This window comes from Nostoc sp. DedQUE08, from assembly GCF_034530895.1.
Classification (GTDB): Bacteria; Cyanobacteriota; Cyanobacteriia; order Cyanobacteriales; family Nostocaceae; genus Nostoc.
In genome coordinates, this window is the sequence record NZ_JAVRCD010000098.1 from 1 (window position 1) to 18,123 (window position 18,123).

Consider the following 18,123-nt stretch of genomic DNA (forward strand, 5'->3'; position numbering starts at 1 on the left):
GATATTGCTGTTTACGCTGCTTGATTGAATTAAAAATGGATAAAGTCGAGCTAAAGGGGAAAGGATGGAATTTTCCCTTTCCCTTTAATCTTTCCCCAACATCTTGCAAAAGTAAATTTTGCAAGATGTCTAGCGTTTCCTAATCAGAATCAGCTACAGCTTAACCTCACCCCCAACCCCTCTTTTCATCAAGGAGAGGCGTTGGGGGTGGGGTTTTGATATGTACTTTATGCACCTGGGAACTTCTATATCCCGCCAAATTAATGCCTTTACGCTTTTTGCCTTTCCTATGTCTTAACAAGCATCGATTATGGGCATCATAATTCCAGCCCGAATACATCAGCTAGCAGCCAGAAAACTATTTGGCAGCAAGTTTTGCATTTACAAATATAGTATTAACCGATGGTATATAGTTTAAGACCTTATCTCTTTGTTTCTCGATATAGTTTGTACGCTGTATTTCTTTTGGGATGCCTACAGATTCAATTAGGAGTAATCTGTAGCGTAGGTATTTGGATATTATCAGAAGCTAAATTACAAGCAGCCCAAGCACATCAGACCTGGAAATCACCTTTAGGATTGACTGAGCAAGTCACCACAGTAAATTCTGAGTCAGCACAATACTCAAAACCACTCCCCTATCGATTAAAACCAACACCTATTTTGCTGGCGGCACCGGAAAACTTCAATCCTGATTTGCGATTACCACCATCGCTACCCGAACCACCGCAGCAAAATTCTAGCCCGCGATCGCTACCCGAACCACCGCAGCAGAATTCTAGTCCGCGATCGCTACCCGAACCACCGCAGCAGAATTCTAGTCCGCCAACAACTGCCACTGAAGCAAAAACGCCGGATGCAGTTTTGGAAAGTATTGATACAGACTATCACTATGAGACAGACAACTTTGGCCAAACAAATTTTTTCCTAGAACCAACAGCTCAGTTTCGATTGAGAAATGGCAATAAAATATTTTTCAAGACAGGTTTTAACTTCTTTGAGCAACGCGGTGTTGAATCAATTACCAATTTTCCTTTGCAAGTTGGATGGCAAGGAAAAATTGGACAACTAACTCTACAAACAGCAGCCGGAGTCGATGTGTTCAATCGTTTACCCACAGCGATCAATCTCAATGTTAAAGTGGATGCTCCCATTTCGTCGCCGCGAGTTTCGTCATCAGGTCGATTGCTATCGGCAGCAATAATATCAGGTAATTTAGAACAAGGGCCTTATAAATCTAACGCTCGAACTTTAGACAATCAAATTACTGCTTGGCGATTTGGCCCTGATTTATACTGGCAGATTGACCGTAATACCAGCTTGTTTTCGTCATTGCGTTTGGGTAATTATAACGATGGTAATTCCGAGGTGCAATCTTTTAGTAGGTTAGAGCGCAAGTTCGGACAATTTTCTTTGGCAGCTAACTTATTTACTTGGAGTTACGATCGCGATTTAGAACGCACAAGCGGTTATTTTTCTCCACCAGATTTCCTAGTTTACAACGGTGAGGTAGCTTGGGAAGGAGATATTGCTAATTTCTTACGCTGTCGCCTCGCTGCCAATTTAGGACGGCAGCGACTTAAAGGAGAATTTGACAACGCCAATACCTATCAAACGCGCTGTACGGTAAAACTGTCGCCCAGTATAGAAGCAGACTTGGGCTATAGCTTTAGTAATGTCCGCAATCAAGAAACCGGTGGAAGCGCCTACGGTGGTAATTCCTTCACAGGACAGTTGCGGGTCAAATTTTAACAAAAAAGAATTCAGGAGTCAGAATTCAGGAGTCATAATTCAGAATGAATATAGAATCAAGCTCTATATATTTTTGATTTTTTGATTTTTTGAAAGTTACAAACTTTGACTATTAAAGTATTTTTAATTCTAACTTCTAATTTCTAACTTCTAATTTCTAACTCCTGGATTCTGAATTCATCATTCTGAATTCTGTTTTTAAAATCCAAAATGGTATAAGGCTGGAGAATGAAAGCACCATTACCTGATAACGAAACACAGCGAATTGAATCTCTTTTGCAGTATAAAATACTCGACACTCCTTCGGAAGCAGCCTTTGACGACCTCACCCGTTTAGCCTCATATATTTGTGGAACTCCCATTGCCTTAATCAGCTTAATTGATACTAATCGTCAGTGGTTCAAGTCAAAAGTCGGTTTGGATGCCCTACAAACACCCCGTGATTTGGCATTCTGCGCCCATGCTATTCTGCAACCTGAAGTTTTTGTTGTACCTAATGCAACAGCTGACGAAAGGTTTGCAACAAACCCCCTTGTCACCTCTGACCCAAATATTCGGTTTTATGCTGGAGTACCGCTAACTAACCCTGAAGGATATGCACTAGGAACACTTTGTGTAATCGATCGTGTACCAAGAAACCTCTCTCCAGAACAAGTTGAAGCATTACGAATTATTGGTCGCCAGGTAATTAAGCAATTAGAAATGCGCCGCAATTTAGCAAGTTTGGTATTGGCAAGTGATACACGCAAACAGTCCCAGAAGACACGCAAACAATTTTTTCAAAGGATAGCTGGAGGGTTTGGGTTAGCATCGGCAGTTTTAGTTTTGATTGGCGTGATTTCTTATCAAAACACACATATATTGATTGATACGAATAAGCAAGTACAAATAACCCAAGAGAAAATCAATCAACTAGAAGAATTACTGTCTGAGATGAAAGATGCTGAGACTGGACAACGCGGTTACATCCTCACTGGACAAGAAAGTTATCTAGAACCTTATCAAGCAGTAATTGGAAACATCGATCACAAAATTGTAAAACTGAAGGATTTAATTGCAGATCAACCTAACCAACAAAAGCAGTTCGCAACTCTTGAATCTCTGATAGCTGCAAAACTTACCATACTTAAGCAGACTATATACCTGCGTCAAAATCAGGGATTTGAGGCGGCGTTGCAGGTAATCCAGACAAATCAAGGAAAACATCTCATGGATGATATCCGCAAGATCGTTCATGAGATAGAAAATCAGGATAGAAGGTTGCTTCAACAACAGTCACAAGCTGCAAAAGCCAGTGCTAACAACACAGTTTTGACACTGGCGATCGCAATTTGTCTAAGTTTTTTGATTCTGGCTATAGTCTACTACTTTATTTACCGTGAAGGAAAAGAGCGGAAATTAACAGAGGAAACACTGAATCAAGAGCGCAACTTTATCTCAGCAGTCCTGAATACAACCAGCGCTTTAGTAATAGTTCTTGACACGAAAGGGCAAATCGTTCGCTTCAATCAAGCTTGCGAACAAATTACTGGTTACTCATTTGATGAGGTGAAAGGAAGGCATTTCTGGAACCTATTTCTACTTCCCGAACAGGTAGAGCTGGTGAAAGCAGTTTTTGAGCAGTTGCGATCTGGTGAAGCGCCCAAAGAATACGAAAACTATTGGGTAACTAAGGATGGCAGCCGGCGGCTCATTTCTTGGACTAACACTACCTTGAAAGACTATGAGGGGCACGTTGAATACATTGTTGCTACAGGTATTGACATCAGCGATGTCTTTGAAGAACTTCGCTTACGCCAACGAACTGAACAGCATTTGAAAGCAGAGTATGTTACAACCCGGATCTTAGCAGAGTCAGCCACAATCAACGAAGCCATGCCCCAAATCTTGCAAGGAATTTGCGAAAGTTTGGGATGGGATTTTAGTGAATTTTGGATAGTAGATGGGCGAGCAAATCTACTGTCTTTGCTAAATTCATGGTATAAAATCTCCTTTGAGATGCAAGAGTTTGACATCCTCAGTCGGCTGATTACATTTGCACCAGGAATTGGGCTGCCTGGCCGTGTCTGGGCTAGTCTTGAACCTGTTTGGATCGCTGATGTCGTTAAAGATCGGAATTTTATCCGCTCTCAAATCGCTGCCGAAGCAGAACTGCACGGAGCTTTCGGTTTTCCGATCTGTAGTGGTAAAAAAATCATCGGTGTGATTACCTGCTTTAGCCATAAAATCCAGCAAGCTGACCCAGATTTGGCAAAAGTCATGAATTTGATTGGCGAGCAAGTAGGGCAGTTTATTGAGCGCAAGCAGGCAGAAGAACAACTCCAACGCCAAAACTTGCGATCGCAACTATTTACTGAAATTACCCTCAAAATTCGTCAGTCTTTGCAAATCAAAGAAATTCTCCAAATTACTGTCACCGAGGTTCAAAAAATTCTCCATAGCGATCGAGTTTTGATTTATCAGCCTTTGGCTGATGGCTCTGGAGCTACCGTGGTTGAGGCAGTAATTTCTGGCTGGCTAGCAATTAAAGAGAAACAGCTAGTCAATGCTTACTTTCAAGCCGAATACATCCAGCAGTACTATCTACAACAGTACCGTCAAAAACCGAATCTGGGACTTGCTGACTTGGATATAGCTGAAGTCCAAAAAAATCATCTCGAATTACTGCAACAATTTGGAGTCCAGTGTAATTTAGTCATACCCATTCTTGTCAAAGAAGAACTCTGCGGTTTGCTGATTGTCCATCAGTGCGGCAGTTCCCGCCAATGGTCTAGCTTTGAAACTCATCTTTTACGCCAAATAGCCGATCAAGTAGGTATTGCCTTAGCCCAAGCCCAAATGTTAGATGCAGAAACTCAACAACGACGAGAACTCGAAATTGCTCGTCACCAAGCTGAATTAGCCTCTCAAACCAAAAGTGCCTTTTTGGCCAACATGAGTCATGAAATTCGGACTCCCATGAATGCTGTCCTGGGGATGACAAGCTTAATGTTAGAAACTCCCCTAAATTCCGAGCAGCGAGATTTTATGGAGACAATTCGTATTAGTGGCGATGCTCTCTTAAGCCTAATCAACGAAATTTTGGATCTTTCCAAACTAGAGGCTGGGGAAATGGCACTAGAAACTCTAGATTTTGACTTATCTACCTGTGTAGAAGAAGTATTGGAATTATTGGCTCCCTCAGCCCATGATAAGGGATTAGAAATTGCAGGATTAATTTACAGCAACGTCCCCACCCACCTCCAAGGCGATGCCGGCCGCTTGCGACAAATTCTCATGAACCTGATTAGCAATGCAATCAAGTTCACCAGCAAGGGTGAGGTAGTATTACGAGCAGAATTGCGATCGCTTTCCTTGACTACAGCTACTATCTATTTTGCGATCGTAGATACCGGTCTTGGCATTACCCCTGAAGATCAATCCAAACTCTTTAAGCCATTTACCCAAGTAGATGCTTCCACCACCCGCAAATATGGCGGTACAGGTTTGGGATTAGCCATCTGTAAGCAACTGGTAAGCTTGATGGGAGGAGAAATGGGCGTAGAAAGTCGCTTGGGGAAAGGATCTAAGTTTTGGTTTGAAGTAACTCTCGCCAAGCAACTCGACCCTATTTCTTTAGAAGGCGAACGCGAACTTTTGCTCAATCGCCGCTTGTTAGTGGTGGATGATAATGCTACTAATCGCAAAATTATCTACCATCAAGCTACTCGTTGGGGAATGCTGGTGGATCAAGCAGCCTCGGCTACTACTGCCCTCAAAGCTATTCAAGAAGCCGCCAAGCAAAAAAATTTCTATGACATAGCTGTGATTGATATGCAGATGCCAAAAATAGATGGCATGACTTTAGGAGAACAAATTAAAGCAAATTCAGCGATCGCTGGGCTACCTTTAATTATGCTTACCTCTACTAATCAACGCGATGAAATCCAACGAGCGCTAAAAATAGGATTTGCGGCTTATTTAGTCAAACCGATTAAGCCGTCCCGACTCCTCGATACCATGATGACTATTTTAGGAACGCAGCCAGAAGAGGAGACAGAAGTCATAATTCAGGATTTCAAACTTAAAAATTCTGAAAACAACCGCAACTATTATTCTCCTAACTACCACAAATTAAGAATTCTCTTAGCTGAAGATAATTTGGTGAATCAGAAAGTTGCTTTGAAACAACTTCAAAGTCTGGGTTATAGTGCTGATGTTGCTGGTAATGGGAAAGAAGTTTTGCAACTATTAGAAAAAATTCCCTACGATTTAATTCTGATGGATTGCCAAATGCCAGTTCTCGATGGTTTAGAAACCACAAAAGAAATCCATCGTTGGCAAGAAAACAGCTTTGCTAGTGGTTATCGTCCTGTGGTAATTGCAATGACAGCTAATGCCATGAGACAAGACCAACAAATGTGTCTAGATGCCGGAATGGATGACTATTTGAGCAAGCCAGTAATCAAAGAAAAATTGGCGGCAGCACTAGAGCGTTGGGGAAATGTGATATTCGAGGCAAAAGAAACAACTGCCATAGAACAAACAGTTTCGACAACAGATGTCGGTGCAGTTAACCTCCCAATTGATTGGGAACGTTTGCACCAACTCTCAGAAAACAACCCAGAATTTGAATTGGAACTACTGCAAATATTTGTTGAGGATATTCAACCCCGTCTAGAGTTAATTAAAATAGCGATCGCAGCTCATGACTTTGAGCAAATAATACTCCAAGGTCATCAAATTAAAGGTTCTAGTGCCAATATGGGAATTACAATCATGCATCTGGCAGCAGAAAAACTAGAACAACTAGCTCATAACCAAGAGCGTCGAGGTTCTAGTAACTTAATCGTAGAGTTAGAAGACTTTATTAAACGCATCCAAGATTTTTTGAATTGTCAAGATAGTAACGCCACAACCTTAAATAATAATATTTCTTAATAAATTCACTGGATCGCTTTTTCTGAGTAACTTATGAAAAATACTTATTTTACATTCCTCATTATTAATTTTCTATTTTAAAGATAGAAATTCTAACCGATTGGGAATAATAACAAAGTATATTCGGTGAGTTAGCTGCATCATAAGCTAAGAATTTTTAGCCTAAATATCAGTTAAATACATCATCTATCTATTATTCCCAATTGATTCCCAAAAAGTGAGGTTTTCCTAATGAGTCAGATGAGTAGAGACGATGTACGAGAAAGACTTGGTAATATCGATCAGATCCGCGATATTATTCTTGGAACCCAGCTAAGAGAGTACGAAAATCGATTTAGCAAGCTGGAGTCAGATGTATCTCTCCTGCAACAACAGACACGATTGCATGTTGAGCAACTCAAGTCTAACTTTTCGGCCGAACTAAAAGCGGGATTTGAGTCGCTGGATAAAAAGCTGAAATCACTGAACCTCGCAACTCAAGAAGAAACTCTTGACTTACGGCAACAGGTTGATAGACTTAATAAAAAGTTCTCTAGCAGCGTTCAGTCGCTTGATGAAACCTTAGATAGCCAAACTACCTCGATTCGAGATGAAATCTTTCAAACTAAAGTCCAATTACAAGATGATGTTACGGCATTACGGGATCTGATTTTAGAAGAAATAGATCGGCGCTTCTCACAGCTGACAGACACGAAAGTTTCTAAAGACGATATGGCTGAAACTTTGTTTGCCTTGGGAATGCGTCTGAAAGAAACTGAATTTATTCCTAAATTGCGAGAAGCAGCCAATGAACGCAGCGATGAATATACTGCTGTACCGCTTTTAGAAACTACAAAGTTATCAAAAGTAAGTGTTAACTCACTCTAACAGTACAGCAGAATTAAATTCATAATCAAGTCAGAAAGTAAAGAGATATGAAGGAGATAATGACTCCAAACTCATAACCTCTAACTCACAACCTCTAACTCAGCACTCTAAAAAGGATAACTCAGGTGGAAAATTCGGTTTCTCAATCTGTTGAGTTGAAGTCAGAAACAGCTGTGCAGCTTGACAATTTGCTGCATTTGCTTATCGATCTCAAAATTATCGAATCCCCTGAGCAATCTCCTTTATTACTATCAGAAACTGATAATAGTAATGAGTATATTCCAGAAGAAATTGAATTGCTGCAACTTCCTCCAGTGACATTAGAAGTATGTGAAGCTTATTTAGAATCGGATTTTAATTTTCCTCAAGATATATCTAATTACTCACAAACTAATCAAGAAGAATTAGAAGAATCTATTGAAATATTTACAGAATTTGAGGAAAAATTAGACAACTCAGAAGATGCATTGCAAAAATTACGGGAGATATTAGTCGGATATGAACTAACAGAAATAAACAATATTACCGATAAGTTGGAACAAAAATTAACAAAAATAGAGCATCAAATTTATGACCCTAAAGAGTTAATAAATCTATTACTACCGTGGATTTCTGAACTTTTAAAGCTGAAGATTACAGAGTCAAGAGAGGAAATTGTTCAAATAATCGCTCCGATCATTGATGAGACTATCCGCAGTCGCACTGAACAAAATAAAGTTAGTATGAGTACAGCGATCGCACCTGTAATTCCTCTAGCTATTTCCCAGCAAATTATTATAGCTCCAGAAGAAGTTTCAGATGCGATCGCTCCGGCAATGGGACGAGCTATAAAAAAGCAAATTGAAATTGAACAGAATATTGTCGTGGATGCACTCTACCCAATTATTGGTAGTACTATAGCCAAATATATGGGAGAGACAATCCGTGCCATTAACCGACAAGTTGAAGAAACCCTTAGTATTGAAGGCGTTAAACGTAAAATTCGTGCCAAGCTACAGGGAGTTTCGGAAGCAGAATTAATTCTTAAAGAAGCTCTGCCATTTACAATTCAAGCCATTTTCTTGATTCATAAAACATCTGGTTTAGTTATCTCAGATATTCAGCACTCTCATGTAGAGCAGCTAGAGGCTGAAATGGTAGCAGGAATGCTGACAGCAATTCGTAGCTTTGCCAATGATTGCATCAATCAATCTGGAAGCATAACAGAATTAGATGCAATTGAATATGGAACATCCAAAATAATTTTAGAAGTTGCAGGATACTGTTATTTAGCGATTGTTATACGAGGAGAGCCAAGCAAAAACTTTATTTGGAAAATGCGGCAAGCCTTCAGCAAAATTGTTAAAAGTTATGGTAATCTAATTGAAAAATTTGACGGCGATCCTGATTTAATTCCTATTGAAATTCATACACTTCTAGAAAAGCTAAAAAATTCAGATATTCAGGATAAAAAGAAAGCGAAAATCTCGCCACTACAAATATTAGTCTTAACAGTTATAAGTACCATTTTCATTCCTTGGGGTATTTGGCAATACCGTAGTGCATTTATACATTCCATTGAAAATCAAACTTTGTTGGCTCTAACTTCTGTTCCAGAACTAGCCGTATATCGGCTCACTGTACAAGTAGAACACAACAAAATAAAACTAACAGGACAATTACCTAATCAACTTCTTCGCCAGAAAGCCGAGCAAACTGTCAAAATCACTTCTCCTAATTGGTTGATTGACAATCAAATTTTATTAGTAGAAGTACCAGCAGATCCCGTATTAGCTGCTGCTGAAGTCAAACGAGTTACAGCAGTTTTAAATCAGACTAACGATATAGCAATTTCCTCTCAATATATCGCTGGTAAAGTAGCTGTTGAAGGAACTGTCAACCAAATTGCAGATGCTCAGATTATTGCGAATGCATTTGCGCAAATTCCCGGCGTAAAATCTGTGTCTAGTGCGGTGCGAGTAGAACCCCCACAGATTGAAGTTCGATTTTACTTTCAACCCAACTCAGCTAATTTAATGAGAGCAGATTTAGCGTACAAGGTTCAACAGGTCAAGTTTTTCCTAGAACAGCACCCAAATAAGCATTTAAAAATCATTGGTTATAGTGACCGTACTGGCGCGAACAAATCTCAAAAATTGGCACTGGCGCGAGCAAAGGCTGTACAACAAGCACTGATTAAATTAGGCATCAAGCCATCTCGCCTACAGGTCATTGGTAGGACAAATTTACCACCAGGAATTGATGAAACTCAACCTTTGTGGTTAAGTCGTTGTGTCGCTCTAGAAGCGATAAACAAGCAATTTTAAGTTTATAGTAGTTATGATTTTGATAAAACATTCTCTACTTTCCTTAAATTATGTCTACAATCTCTAAAAAAGTATGCTTATTTGGTGACTTTGGTGTTGGTAAAACTAGTCTGATTCGGCAATTTGTAGAGTGTCAGTTTAGTGATGAATACCTTTCAACTGTAGGAGTAAAAATCTCTCGTAAATTGGTTACTGTTTCAAAACAAGAGCTACTTGTTGAACCAAATTTACAGTTAATAATTTGGGATATTGAAGGTAGTAATAAGTTTAAAGCAGTTGCTAAAAATTATTTTCAAGGTTCTAAAGGTGCTGTGATAGTCGGTGATGTGACACAAGCAGAAACCCTCAATCATATCCAAGAGCATATTCAAACTTTTTTAGCTGTTAATCCTAACAGCTATATTGTTGTTGCACTGAACAAATCAGATATGATTGCAGCCGAATATTTAGAAAAAATTCGGGAAATGCATCAATTTACTAATCAAGCTAATATATTAAACACTTATGTAACCTCAGCTAAAACTGGTAATAATGTTGATAAAATATTTCAAGCTTTAGCCACTCGTTTAATTTAATTAAGATGAATTCATTTTTTACAAACCTATTAGCTGTATGTGGCATTGAATATTTGATAATTGATGAAAACTTCAAAATTCTAGAGATGTCTTTGGGATTAAATCATTTTGCCGAACTTCCTAATGAAGTAAAGCTAGGTCAGGATGTTCGGATTGTGTTTCCAGAATTAGAGGGACTGGAAGATGTTTTTGATGCAATTCTCCAGGGAGAAGAAGATAATTTTGAATTAAAAGGAATTATGCGATCGCAAGATACATCTTCTCCTTTATATATTGACATTTGTATTACTAATAATCTCCAAGAAGACCATTCTAGGAATCGACTAACCATTGTTGTCGAAGATGCGACAGAACGGATGGTGCTTGAACAATCTTTATTTCAAGGTGCAAATGAAGCAAATCTTTTATTACGTAACTTAAAGGCTTCTAAACAATACATTGACCAAATTGTGACATCAATGGCGGATGCCTTGTTAGTGACAACGCTATCAGGCGAGATCAAAAAAATGAATTATGCCGCACAAATCTTATTGCAATACAACGAAATAGAACTCATCGGTCAACCGATCGCAAAAGTTATTGAAGAAGCCAATAAATATCCATTGATAATTGATGATATTGATATATCTCACAGTCAAGACATAAATTTTTTAGTAAAAGAAGTAGAAACCGTTTGTTATACCAAAAGTGGTAAAACAATTCCCGTAGCTTTTTCATCCTCAATTGTCAAGACACAAATTGAACATTTTCAAGGTTATGTTTACATTTTGCGAGATATGACTGAACGAAAGCAGGCAGAACTTGCTAAACAGGAATTCTTAGCAATGATTAGCCATGAAGTTCGGACTCCGATCGCATCGGTAATTGGTATGGCCGGTTTGTTGCAATATACTGAATTGACTGCTGAACAGCAAGATTTTGTTGAAACCATTTACACCAGTGGAAATTCCTTACTCAAAATTATTAACGATTTCCTTGACTTCTCCAAAATCCAATCGGGTAACTTAGAACTCGAAGAGGAACCTTTTGCTTTGCGAAATTGCATTCATGAGGCTTTTTATTTACTTGCACCTACAGCTAGAGAAAAAGGTTTAAAACTCACATTTTTAGATAGTCCTCAACTTCCTACTATGATTGTGGGAGATATCACCAGACTGCGCCAAGTCTTGATTAATTTAATCAGTAATGCGATTAAATTTACCGAAACTGGAAGTATAGAAGTTTCAGTTATAATCCGCAATAATAGCGATATCAATCATTCTTCTGCTGCAAATCCTGACGAAATTCAGTTTAGTATTAAAGATACAGGCATTGGAATTCCACGCGATCGCTTAGAGCGTTTATTTAAAGCTTTCAGTCAAGTTAACTCCTCCATTACTCGACAGTATGGCGGTACTGGCTTAGGTCTTGCTATCTGTAAGCAACTGTGCGAGTTAATGGGTGGCAGAATTTGGGTTGAAAGTGAATTTAATGCAGGTAGTACATTTTACTTTACGATTGCCGCTTCTGTTATTCCAGAGGAGTCAGCAGGAGCCAGTGTGGTCTTCTCCCAACAAGAGATCCCAAAAGCGATCGAGTCTTCACATATGGAGCAACTGGCTCTCAAAAGTCAGAAATTATTCTTATTATCTCCGCATAAGAGCGTCTTTGCGTCCCCTTCTTCCCCGTCTCCTGATTTATATAAATTAAGAATTCTTTTAACTGAAGATAATCTAGTGAATCAGAAAATAGCCTTGAAGCAACTCAAAAATATAGGCTATAGTGCTGATGTTGCTAATAATGGAAAAGAAGCGTTGCAACTATTAGAAAAGATTCCTTATGATTTAATTCTGATGGATTGTCAAATGCCGATTCTCGACGGTTTAGAAACCACAAAACAAATTCATCGTTGGCAAGAAAGCAGCTTTGCTAGTGGTCGTCGTCCTGTAGTAATTGCAATGACAGCTAATGCAATGAAACAAGACAAACAAATGTGTTTAGATGCTGGAATGGACGACTATTTGAGCAAACCGGTGATGAAAGAAACTTTGGCCGCGACGTTAGAGTATTGGGGAAATGTAATATTCAAGGCAAAAGAAACAGCTGCCACAAAGCAGACAGTTTCGACAACAAATGTTGGTTCAGTTGAACTCCCAATTGATTGGGAACGATTGCATCAACTTTCAGAAAATAACCCAGAATTTGAATTAGAACTACTACAAATATTTGTTGAAGATATTCAACCTCGTCTAGAAGTCATTAAAATAGCGATCGCAGATTATGACTTTGAGCAAATAGCGCTCCAAGTCCATCAAATTAAAGGTTCTAGTGCCAATATGGGAGTTACAACTATGTATCTGGCAGCAGAAAAACTAGAACAATTAGCGAGCAATCAAGAGCGTCGAGGTACTATTAACTTAATTGTAGAGTTAGAAGATTTTATTAAACGTATCCAAGAGTTTTTAATCATCAGTCAGTAGTCACGATCTCCCTACTGCAATCATAGACATTTTTTATAAGATTTACTAATAAATAAACAGTAACGATTATCTACTGTCGGCTCATAACTCAATTTGTCGGCAATGGCGGACATAATTTTTAAACCCCGGCCGCGCTCTCGATTGTTATCCTCAAATTCAGATGTTTGGCGCAATTGCTGTTCTAAGTCAAATGGTTCGCCTTGAGACCAGATGCGAATTTCTATGTATTCATCTAACCGCACAGCTTCCATCTCAATTGGAGTTTCAATAGGTAAGTTTTTGTGGGCATGTTCGACAATGTTAGTAAAGCCTTCCATCATCAGCGTTTGACATTGCCACCAAATTTCTTTATCGAGAATAGGTGGTTGATTCATCTGCTCGAACCAAGACAAAACTTGAGGTGAAACTGTCAGGTCTGTGTTGACTTTGAGATAAATTTTATTATTCACTTCTTAACTAATAAAATATCGTGAAATCATCATATTCGTTAATTAGATTATTTAATTTGAGTATTTTTACTATACATTAAAAACCAAATTGCATATAACTTAAATTAAAGCAACTATTTACCAATTATTTTACTTAGTAAACTGTAATTTATGTTTAAAATTTTGGTTATTGATGATGACCCGACAGTGCGAGCAGTACTGAAAAGCACACTCCAAAGGCAGGGTTATGAGACTACTGTAGCTAGCAATGGTGAAGAAGGAATTATCCAAGCACAACTACTACATCCTGCCCTGATTATCTGTGATTGGATGATGTCACAGGTAGATGGGTTAGAAGTGTGCCGTCGAATTAGAACAGATCCAGAGTTGGCAACTACTTTTTTTATTCTACTGACAGCTAGGGGAGCAGCTCGAGGAGAGGAGGAAGATAGAGTTAGGGGACTTGATGCTGGAGCAGATGAGTTTATTTCCAAACCAATAGAGATGAATGAATTGAAAGCACGGGTAAGAGCAGGACTAAGGTTACACCAGCTAAATCAGGATTTACAAAGTCAAAAGCAAGCTTTGGAGACACTAAATCAGGATTTGCAAACTCAAAAGCAAATTTTGGAAGCAGAATTGGCTGAGGCCGCTGATTATGTGCGATCGCTTTTACCCTCACCGCTTGTAGGAGCAGTAACTACAGAAAATCTGTTTATTCCCTCAGCGCAGCTAGGAGGCGATTGCTTCGACCATTATTGGATTGACGAGGATCATTTGGCAATTTATTTGTTAGATGTATCTGGTCATGGGGTGGGTTCTGCCCTCCTATCGGTATCCGTACAGAATGTTTTGCGATCGCAATCTCTACCAAACACTAACTTTTGTCAACCAAGTGAAGTCCTAAAAGCTCTCAATCATGCTTTCCAAATGAGTAAGCACGGTGATAAATACTTTACAATCTGGTATGGAGTTTATCACCGCCTGAAACGTCAACTCGTTTATGCCAACGCCGGACATCCCCCAGCTTTACTGTTATCTAATACCTCCACAAACAATATTGAAGTTAAACAGCTAACTTCTTTAGATTTACCAATTGGTTTTTTGCCTGAAGTTAAATTTGAGGATGCTGTTTTTCAGGTTGAAGAAAACAGCACTTTATACATTTTTAGTGATGGTGCTTATGAAATTAATCAGCCAGATGGTAAAATTTGGGGAATCGATGCATTCATTGACTTATTAAGTAAATCTACTGGAAATACCTGCAACCTCAATCAACTCTTAACAAAGATTCTCACCTTAAGTACTCAAGATAATCTTGATGATGACTTATCTTTAGTAAAAGTTAACTTTGGTTAAAATAGTCAGCTATACATACTTAAATTTGGATTGCTTCACAGCTTATTGTGTTGCTAATACTTGACGATAAAAGTCATCTTTATCAGCAAAAGTTTGAAAAATTCTATCCATTTTCGTCAGTTCAAATAACATCCTGACTTGATCGCTGATCGAACAAACAAATAGTTTAGCTTTAGCAGCTCGTACCATTTGCATTGCTGATACTAAAGCACCTAAACCAGAGCTATCAATAAACTTTACTTCTTTCATATCGATTAACAAAATATCAGCGCCATTTGCCAGCATACCGCTAACTTCGCGACGTAGTTCGTTACCTCTAATACCATCTAAAATTCCCGATATTTCTAGGACTTTCACACTCAAATTCATGGTTTGGTTACCTTATTATGTAGTTATATTTTGGCATTGAATTAAGGCAAACTGCAATAGAGAAAATCTACAATTAGTTTTGTTTTAATACTTTTTGATGACTATTATTTGCGATTGCCATAAAAAAGCTAGCATCAACCCATTGCCGAGAAATTTCAAAAGCTTCAAAATAGCCGTCTTTTTGACCTAACTCACGTGCCCAGAAGCGAGACAGAACAAGTATGGCATCAAGTTGCATAAATGCTTTATTTAACTCTGATTCATAACAACCGATCGCTGCAACTTTTTCCTCAATTACAGAGGTGATATCCACAAAAAAGTTGGGTTCAAAACCTCGCAAAAAAACAGGTGGTGCTGAATACCACAAGGGTATATTTTTGCGGGTAGCAACATTAGAAACTGCGATCGCACACACTTCATGATCTCTATGCCCATATTTTTCAGGTTGTGGTGCGTGAGTAATAATCAGATCCGGTTGCCAACGCCCAAGAGCTTCTTCAGTAACTTTAATCACTACTTGTGTGGAGAAATTGCACTCCTCAAGTGCATGAAACTCGTAAGTTGCACCGATGATTTTGCCAGCTGCATCTGCTTCTTGATGACGTGTACCCTTAACAGGCGAACTAGAAAGACCACCATCAGTCAAAATTAAGCAACGAACATTCCATCCTGCTTTGGACATCAGACTGAGAGTACCAGCAGCAGGTAGAACTTCATCATCAGCATGAGCATAAATTGTTAAGACAGTTCGCTGACCAAAATTTTTTGAGTCTGAATGAGTGTTCATAGCTGTTTTTTTCTAGGCTGGATTTATAAGTCACTAGTCATTCTTCCTTCTGCTCACTCCTCATACTTACCGTTTAAACCTCTTTTGGAGGCTGCCAAACAGATGCGCGGACGATCGCCCACAAAAGTAATAAATTATAAATAGCCCATGCACTATTGAGCAGGTGAACATCAGGATTATTTAAATGGCCAATAGCGAATTGGTAAAGGCTCCATAACATCCCCAAAATGGTAAGGATAAAAACAACCAACTGCGGCCAAACAAGCCGGAGATAAATCCCGGATTGTCGCTGCTTAGGTGTGACTTGAAAATTGAGTTTTTGTCCTGTGAACACACTCCATACAGCTTGGATTAATAAGGGGAATAAAGCGATCGCATATTGTTCAGAACGCCATACTTCTCTAGCTGGAATGCCCCAAGTAGCTGTAAGGAAAGTCAGACGGTTAATAATAAAAGCTGGGAAAAAGTGTATGGCAAAGTCAGATCCGTAGCTTCTAACTGGAACAATGTCCGTAAAAAAATAGATAATTGGACAAGAAATAAAAACCAAAGTTGCAAAACCAGAGAAATAACTATACATCGTCTTGAAATATTGCAACCTTTGCCAAAACGTTAGCCCTGATTTTGTCAGTGGATTTTCCCTCACTAGCACTTGGATAGTTCCTTGTGCCCAGCGTAACCGCTGTTTTAGAGTAGAACTGAGATCGTCTGGTGCTAAACCTTCTGCCAAAAGTTCATTATGGTAAATAGATTTCCAGCCAGCACTATGCAGACGCATGGCTGTATTCATATCTTCCGTAATGCTATTACTCGATACCCCACCAACTAAATCAAATTCATCTAAACGTTTTTCATCTTTAGCAAAATCATCAGCAAAATTTTGCAGTCCTACACTAACTAATGCCTCACGTCTGAGAATCGCATTTGTACCCGTATAAAACGCAGCATTCATGCCATCTTTGCCTTGTTGAAGTGGCCCATAAAATAAATTTGCTCGATGTCCAAAAGGATCGCCTGGAGGAATATTGTAAAAATCCTGGCGGGTCTGTACAAAAGCAATTTGATTCTGGTCGTATTTTCCGTTTAAAAGATTATAGGTGTAGAAATAAGGCAGAACTCGCTTGAGAAAATTTCGCTTGGGAATGTGGTCAGCATCTAGAGTAACAATAAAATTTCCTGACGTTTCTCCAGAAAAAATTGCATAATTGATGTTGCCTGCTTTGGCATGATGTGCAACACCAGGCGTCTTCGGACGAGCAATGTAACGAAAACGAGCCAGATCAACTAGTTCTAGTTCTTTTTTATAAATAGCTTCTTCTAAAGCTTTCCGTTCAATAATGAGGCGATCGCGTAGCGTCTTTGTCAGAGAATCGCTAATACTTTGATGAGTCGAAGGTAGCCAAAGAATCAGCGATCGCAAACTTTGCACAAATCCAACCGCAGGCTGGTTCACCACTGATTCTGATGATGTTTGCAGCCATTCTTCGGCAGCTTGAGTATTAGGTGTCAGATTTTCCAGTTGCTTCAAACGCTCTAACAATCCAGCATGTTCTGCATCAATCCGTTCCGCTTCTAGCTGTAATTGTGGGGACTGCAAATCTTCAATACACAATCTTTCTGTCATCGCTCGCATCTCAGCCGAGTTCCCATCATCCAGCACATAAACGCGTAACTTGATGGGCGGATAATCGATTGCTAAGGCAGCTTTGGCAGTTTTTTCGACAATTTCCGGCGGCTCATTGTAGCAGGTTACAAATACATCCACTGTTGGCCAGTCGGCTCTGGGTATAGGTGGGGTCATCTGGTCGAGAGACTTAATTTGTCTGACTAAAGGTCGCCACAACCCAATTACAAACATGACGCCACCGAAATAACTGTAAATCTCGGCTATCAGCAAAGGAATAGAAATCCAGAGGGCATCAAAATTAATCGAATGGGTGACGCGCCATTGCAAATACCAGATACCAAAAATTAAATTGATTTCTGCTAAATAACGAAATAACAGCGTTCTTTTTTTGAGTAATGAGCGGCTGTTACCAGGAAAGTTTGTTAGAGAAACTGAAGCCATCTTAGTACCAATAGTTAATGTATCTGCATCCTCATCAACATAAGTATTCCCTAGTTAAATTTGCGACTAACAAATTTTCTCGCTCGATCCAAAATTAGCGTTGCTGAATTGAGCTACAAATCTAGATGTAGAGACGTAGCATTGCTACATCTCTACAAGGATTTTGAATTACTAGGACTTATATAGCAATCTGATTTGATTTCTGAATTAATCGTAGGGACTAGGGACTGGGG

The 18,123-nt window shown here is 39.1% G+C and carries 10 protein-coding genes and 2 pseudogenes; 8 read left to right on the top strand and 4 right to left on the bottom strand.

All coding sequences use genetic code 11. The annotated features are described in order from the left end of the window. Nucleotides 1–402: 402 nt before the first annotated feature. The 7 genes and pseudogenes from RMY64_RS34975 to RMY64_RS35000 all read left to right on the top strand — a co-directional run. On the top strand, nt 403–1,752 hold the full coding sequence (locus RMY64_RS34975; protein ID WP_322672431.1) for a hypothetical protein: 1,350 nt from the start codon (nt 403–405) through the stop codon (nt 1,750–1,752). 228 nt (nt 1,753–1,980) lie between these two features. Beyond that, nucleotides 1,981–6,672 carry a response regulator gene (locus RMY64_RS34980; RefSeq protein ID WP_322702488.1) on the top strand — a complete coding sequence of 1,564 codons (4,692 nt, stop codon included), beginning with the start codon at nt 1,981–1,983 and terminating at the stop codon, nt 6,670–6,672. Nucleotides 6,673–6,903: 231 nt separating this feature from the next. Beyond that, on the top strand, nt 6,904–7,539 hold the full coding sequence (locus tag RMY64_RS34985) for a hypothetical protein (protein WP_322672429.1): 636 nt from the start codon (nt 6,904–6,906) through the stop codon (nt 7,537–7,539). A 125-nt stretch (nt 7,540–7,664) separates the two neighbouring features. Continuing rightward, nucleotides 7,665–9,845 carry an OmpA family protein gene (locus tag RMY64_RS34990; protein ID WP_322702489.1) on the top strand — a complete coding sequence of 727 codons (2,181 nt, stop codon included), beginning with the start codon at nt 7,665–7,667 and terminating at the stop codon, nt 9,843–9,845. 50 nt (nt 9,846–9,895) lie between these two features. Continuing rightward, nucleotides 9,896–10,420: a Rab family GTPase gene (locus RMY64_RS34995; protein WP_322702490.1), complete on the top strand. Its 525-nt coding sequence runs from the start codon at nt 9,896–9,898 to the stop codon at nt 10,418–10,420. A gap of 458 nt (nt 10,421–10,878) precedes the next feature. Next, nucleotides 10,879–11,160 (top strand): annotated as a pseudogene (locus RMY64_RS36985) (PAS domain-containing protein); the annotation flags it as partial. A 45-nt stretch (nt 11,161–11,205) separates the two neighbouring features. After that, nucleotides 11,206–12,879, top strand: a pseudogene (locus RMY64_RS35000) (ATP-binding protein); the annotation flags it as partial. Between the two features lie 20 nt (nt 12,880–12,899). On the opposite strand, the gene RMY64_RS35005 reads toward RMY64_RS35000, so the two are convergent. Then, nucleotides 12,900–13,328 carry an anti-sigma regulatory factor gene (locus RMY64_RS35005; RefSeq protein WP_322686752.1) on the bottom strand — a complete coding sequence of 143 codons (429 nt, stop codon included), beginning with the start codon at nt 13,326–13,328 and terminating at the stop codon, nt 12,900–12,902. Between the two features lie 150 nt (nt 13,329–13,478). Between RMY64_RS35005 and RMY64_RS35010 the strand changes: the two genes are divergently transcribed. Beyond that, entirely contained in the window at nt 13,479–14,666 is a 1,188-nt protein-coding gene (locus RMY64_RS35010) for a SpoIIE family protein phosphatase (protein WP_322672424.1), read from the top strand. Nucleotides 14,667–14,708: 42 nt separating this feature from the next. On the opposite strand, the gene RMY64_RS35015 is transcribed toward RMY64_RS35010, so the two are convergent. From RMY64_RS35015 to RMY64_RS35025, 3 genes are all read right to left on the bottom strand, one after another. After that, a complete protein-coding gene (locus tag RMY64_RS35015) occupies nt 14,709–15,035 on the bottom strand; it encodes an STAS domain-containing protein (RefSeq protein ID WP_322672423.1) in 327 nt (108 codons plus the stop codon). A gap of 73 nt (nt 15,036–15,108) precedes the next feature. Continuing rightward, complete coding sequence (locus RMY64_RS35020; protein ID WP_322688041.1) at nt 15,109–15,822, bottom strand: PIG-L deacetylase family protein; 714 nt, start codon at nt 15,820–15,822, stop codon at nt 15,109–15,111. Nucleotides 15,823–15,895: 73 nt separating this feature from the next. Then, nucleotides 15,896–17,890, bottom strand: a complete 1,995-nt coding sequence (locus tag RMY64_RS35025) for a glycosyltransferase (RefSeq protein WP_322702492.1) — start codon at nt 17,888–17,890, stop codon at nt 15,896–15,898. Nucleotides 17,891–18,123 lie beyond the last annotated feature (233 nt).

Coding starts and splice junctions, on each gene's coding strand:
- RMY64_RS35020 (WP_322688041.1), bottom strand. CDS start 15,822: ATGAACACTCATTCAGACTCAAAAAATTTTGGTCAGCGAACTGTCTTA.
- RMY64_RS34985 (WP_322672429.1), top strand. CDS start 6,904: ATGAGTCAGATGAGTAGAGACGATGTACGAGAAAGACTTGGTAATATC.
- RMY64_RS35015 (WP_322672423.1), bottom strand. CDS start 15,035: ATGAATTTGAGTGTGAAAGTCCTAGAAATATCGGGAATTTTAGATGGT.
- RMY64_RS35010 (WP_322672424.1), top strand. CDS start 13,479: ATGTTTAAAATTTTGGTTATTGATGATGACCCGACAGTGCGAGCAGTA.
- RMY64_RS34975 (WP_322672431.1), top strand. CDS start 403: ATGGTATATAGTTTAAGACCTTATCTCTTTGTTTCTCGATATAGTTTG.
- RMY64_RS35025 (WP_322702492.1), bottom strand. CDS start 17,890: ATGGCTTCAGTTTCTCTAACAAACTTTCCTGGTAACAGCCGCTCATTA.
- RMY64_RS34995 (WP_322702490.1), top strand. CDS start 9,896: ATGTCTACAATCTCTAAAAAAGTATGCTTATTTGGTGACTTTGGTGTT.
- RMY64_RS34980 (WP_322702488.1), top strand. CDS start 1,981: ATGAAAGCACCATTACCTGATAACGAAACACAGCGAATTGAATCTCTT.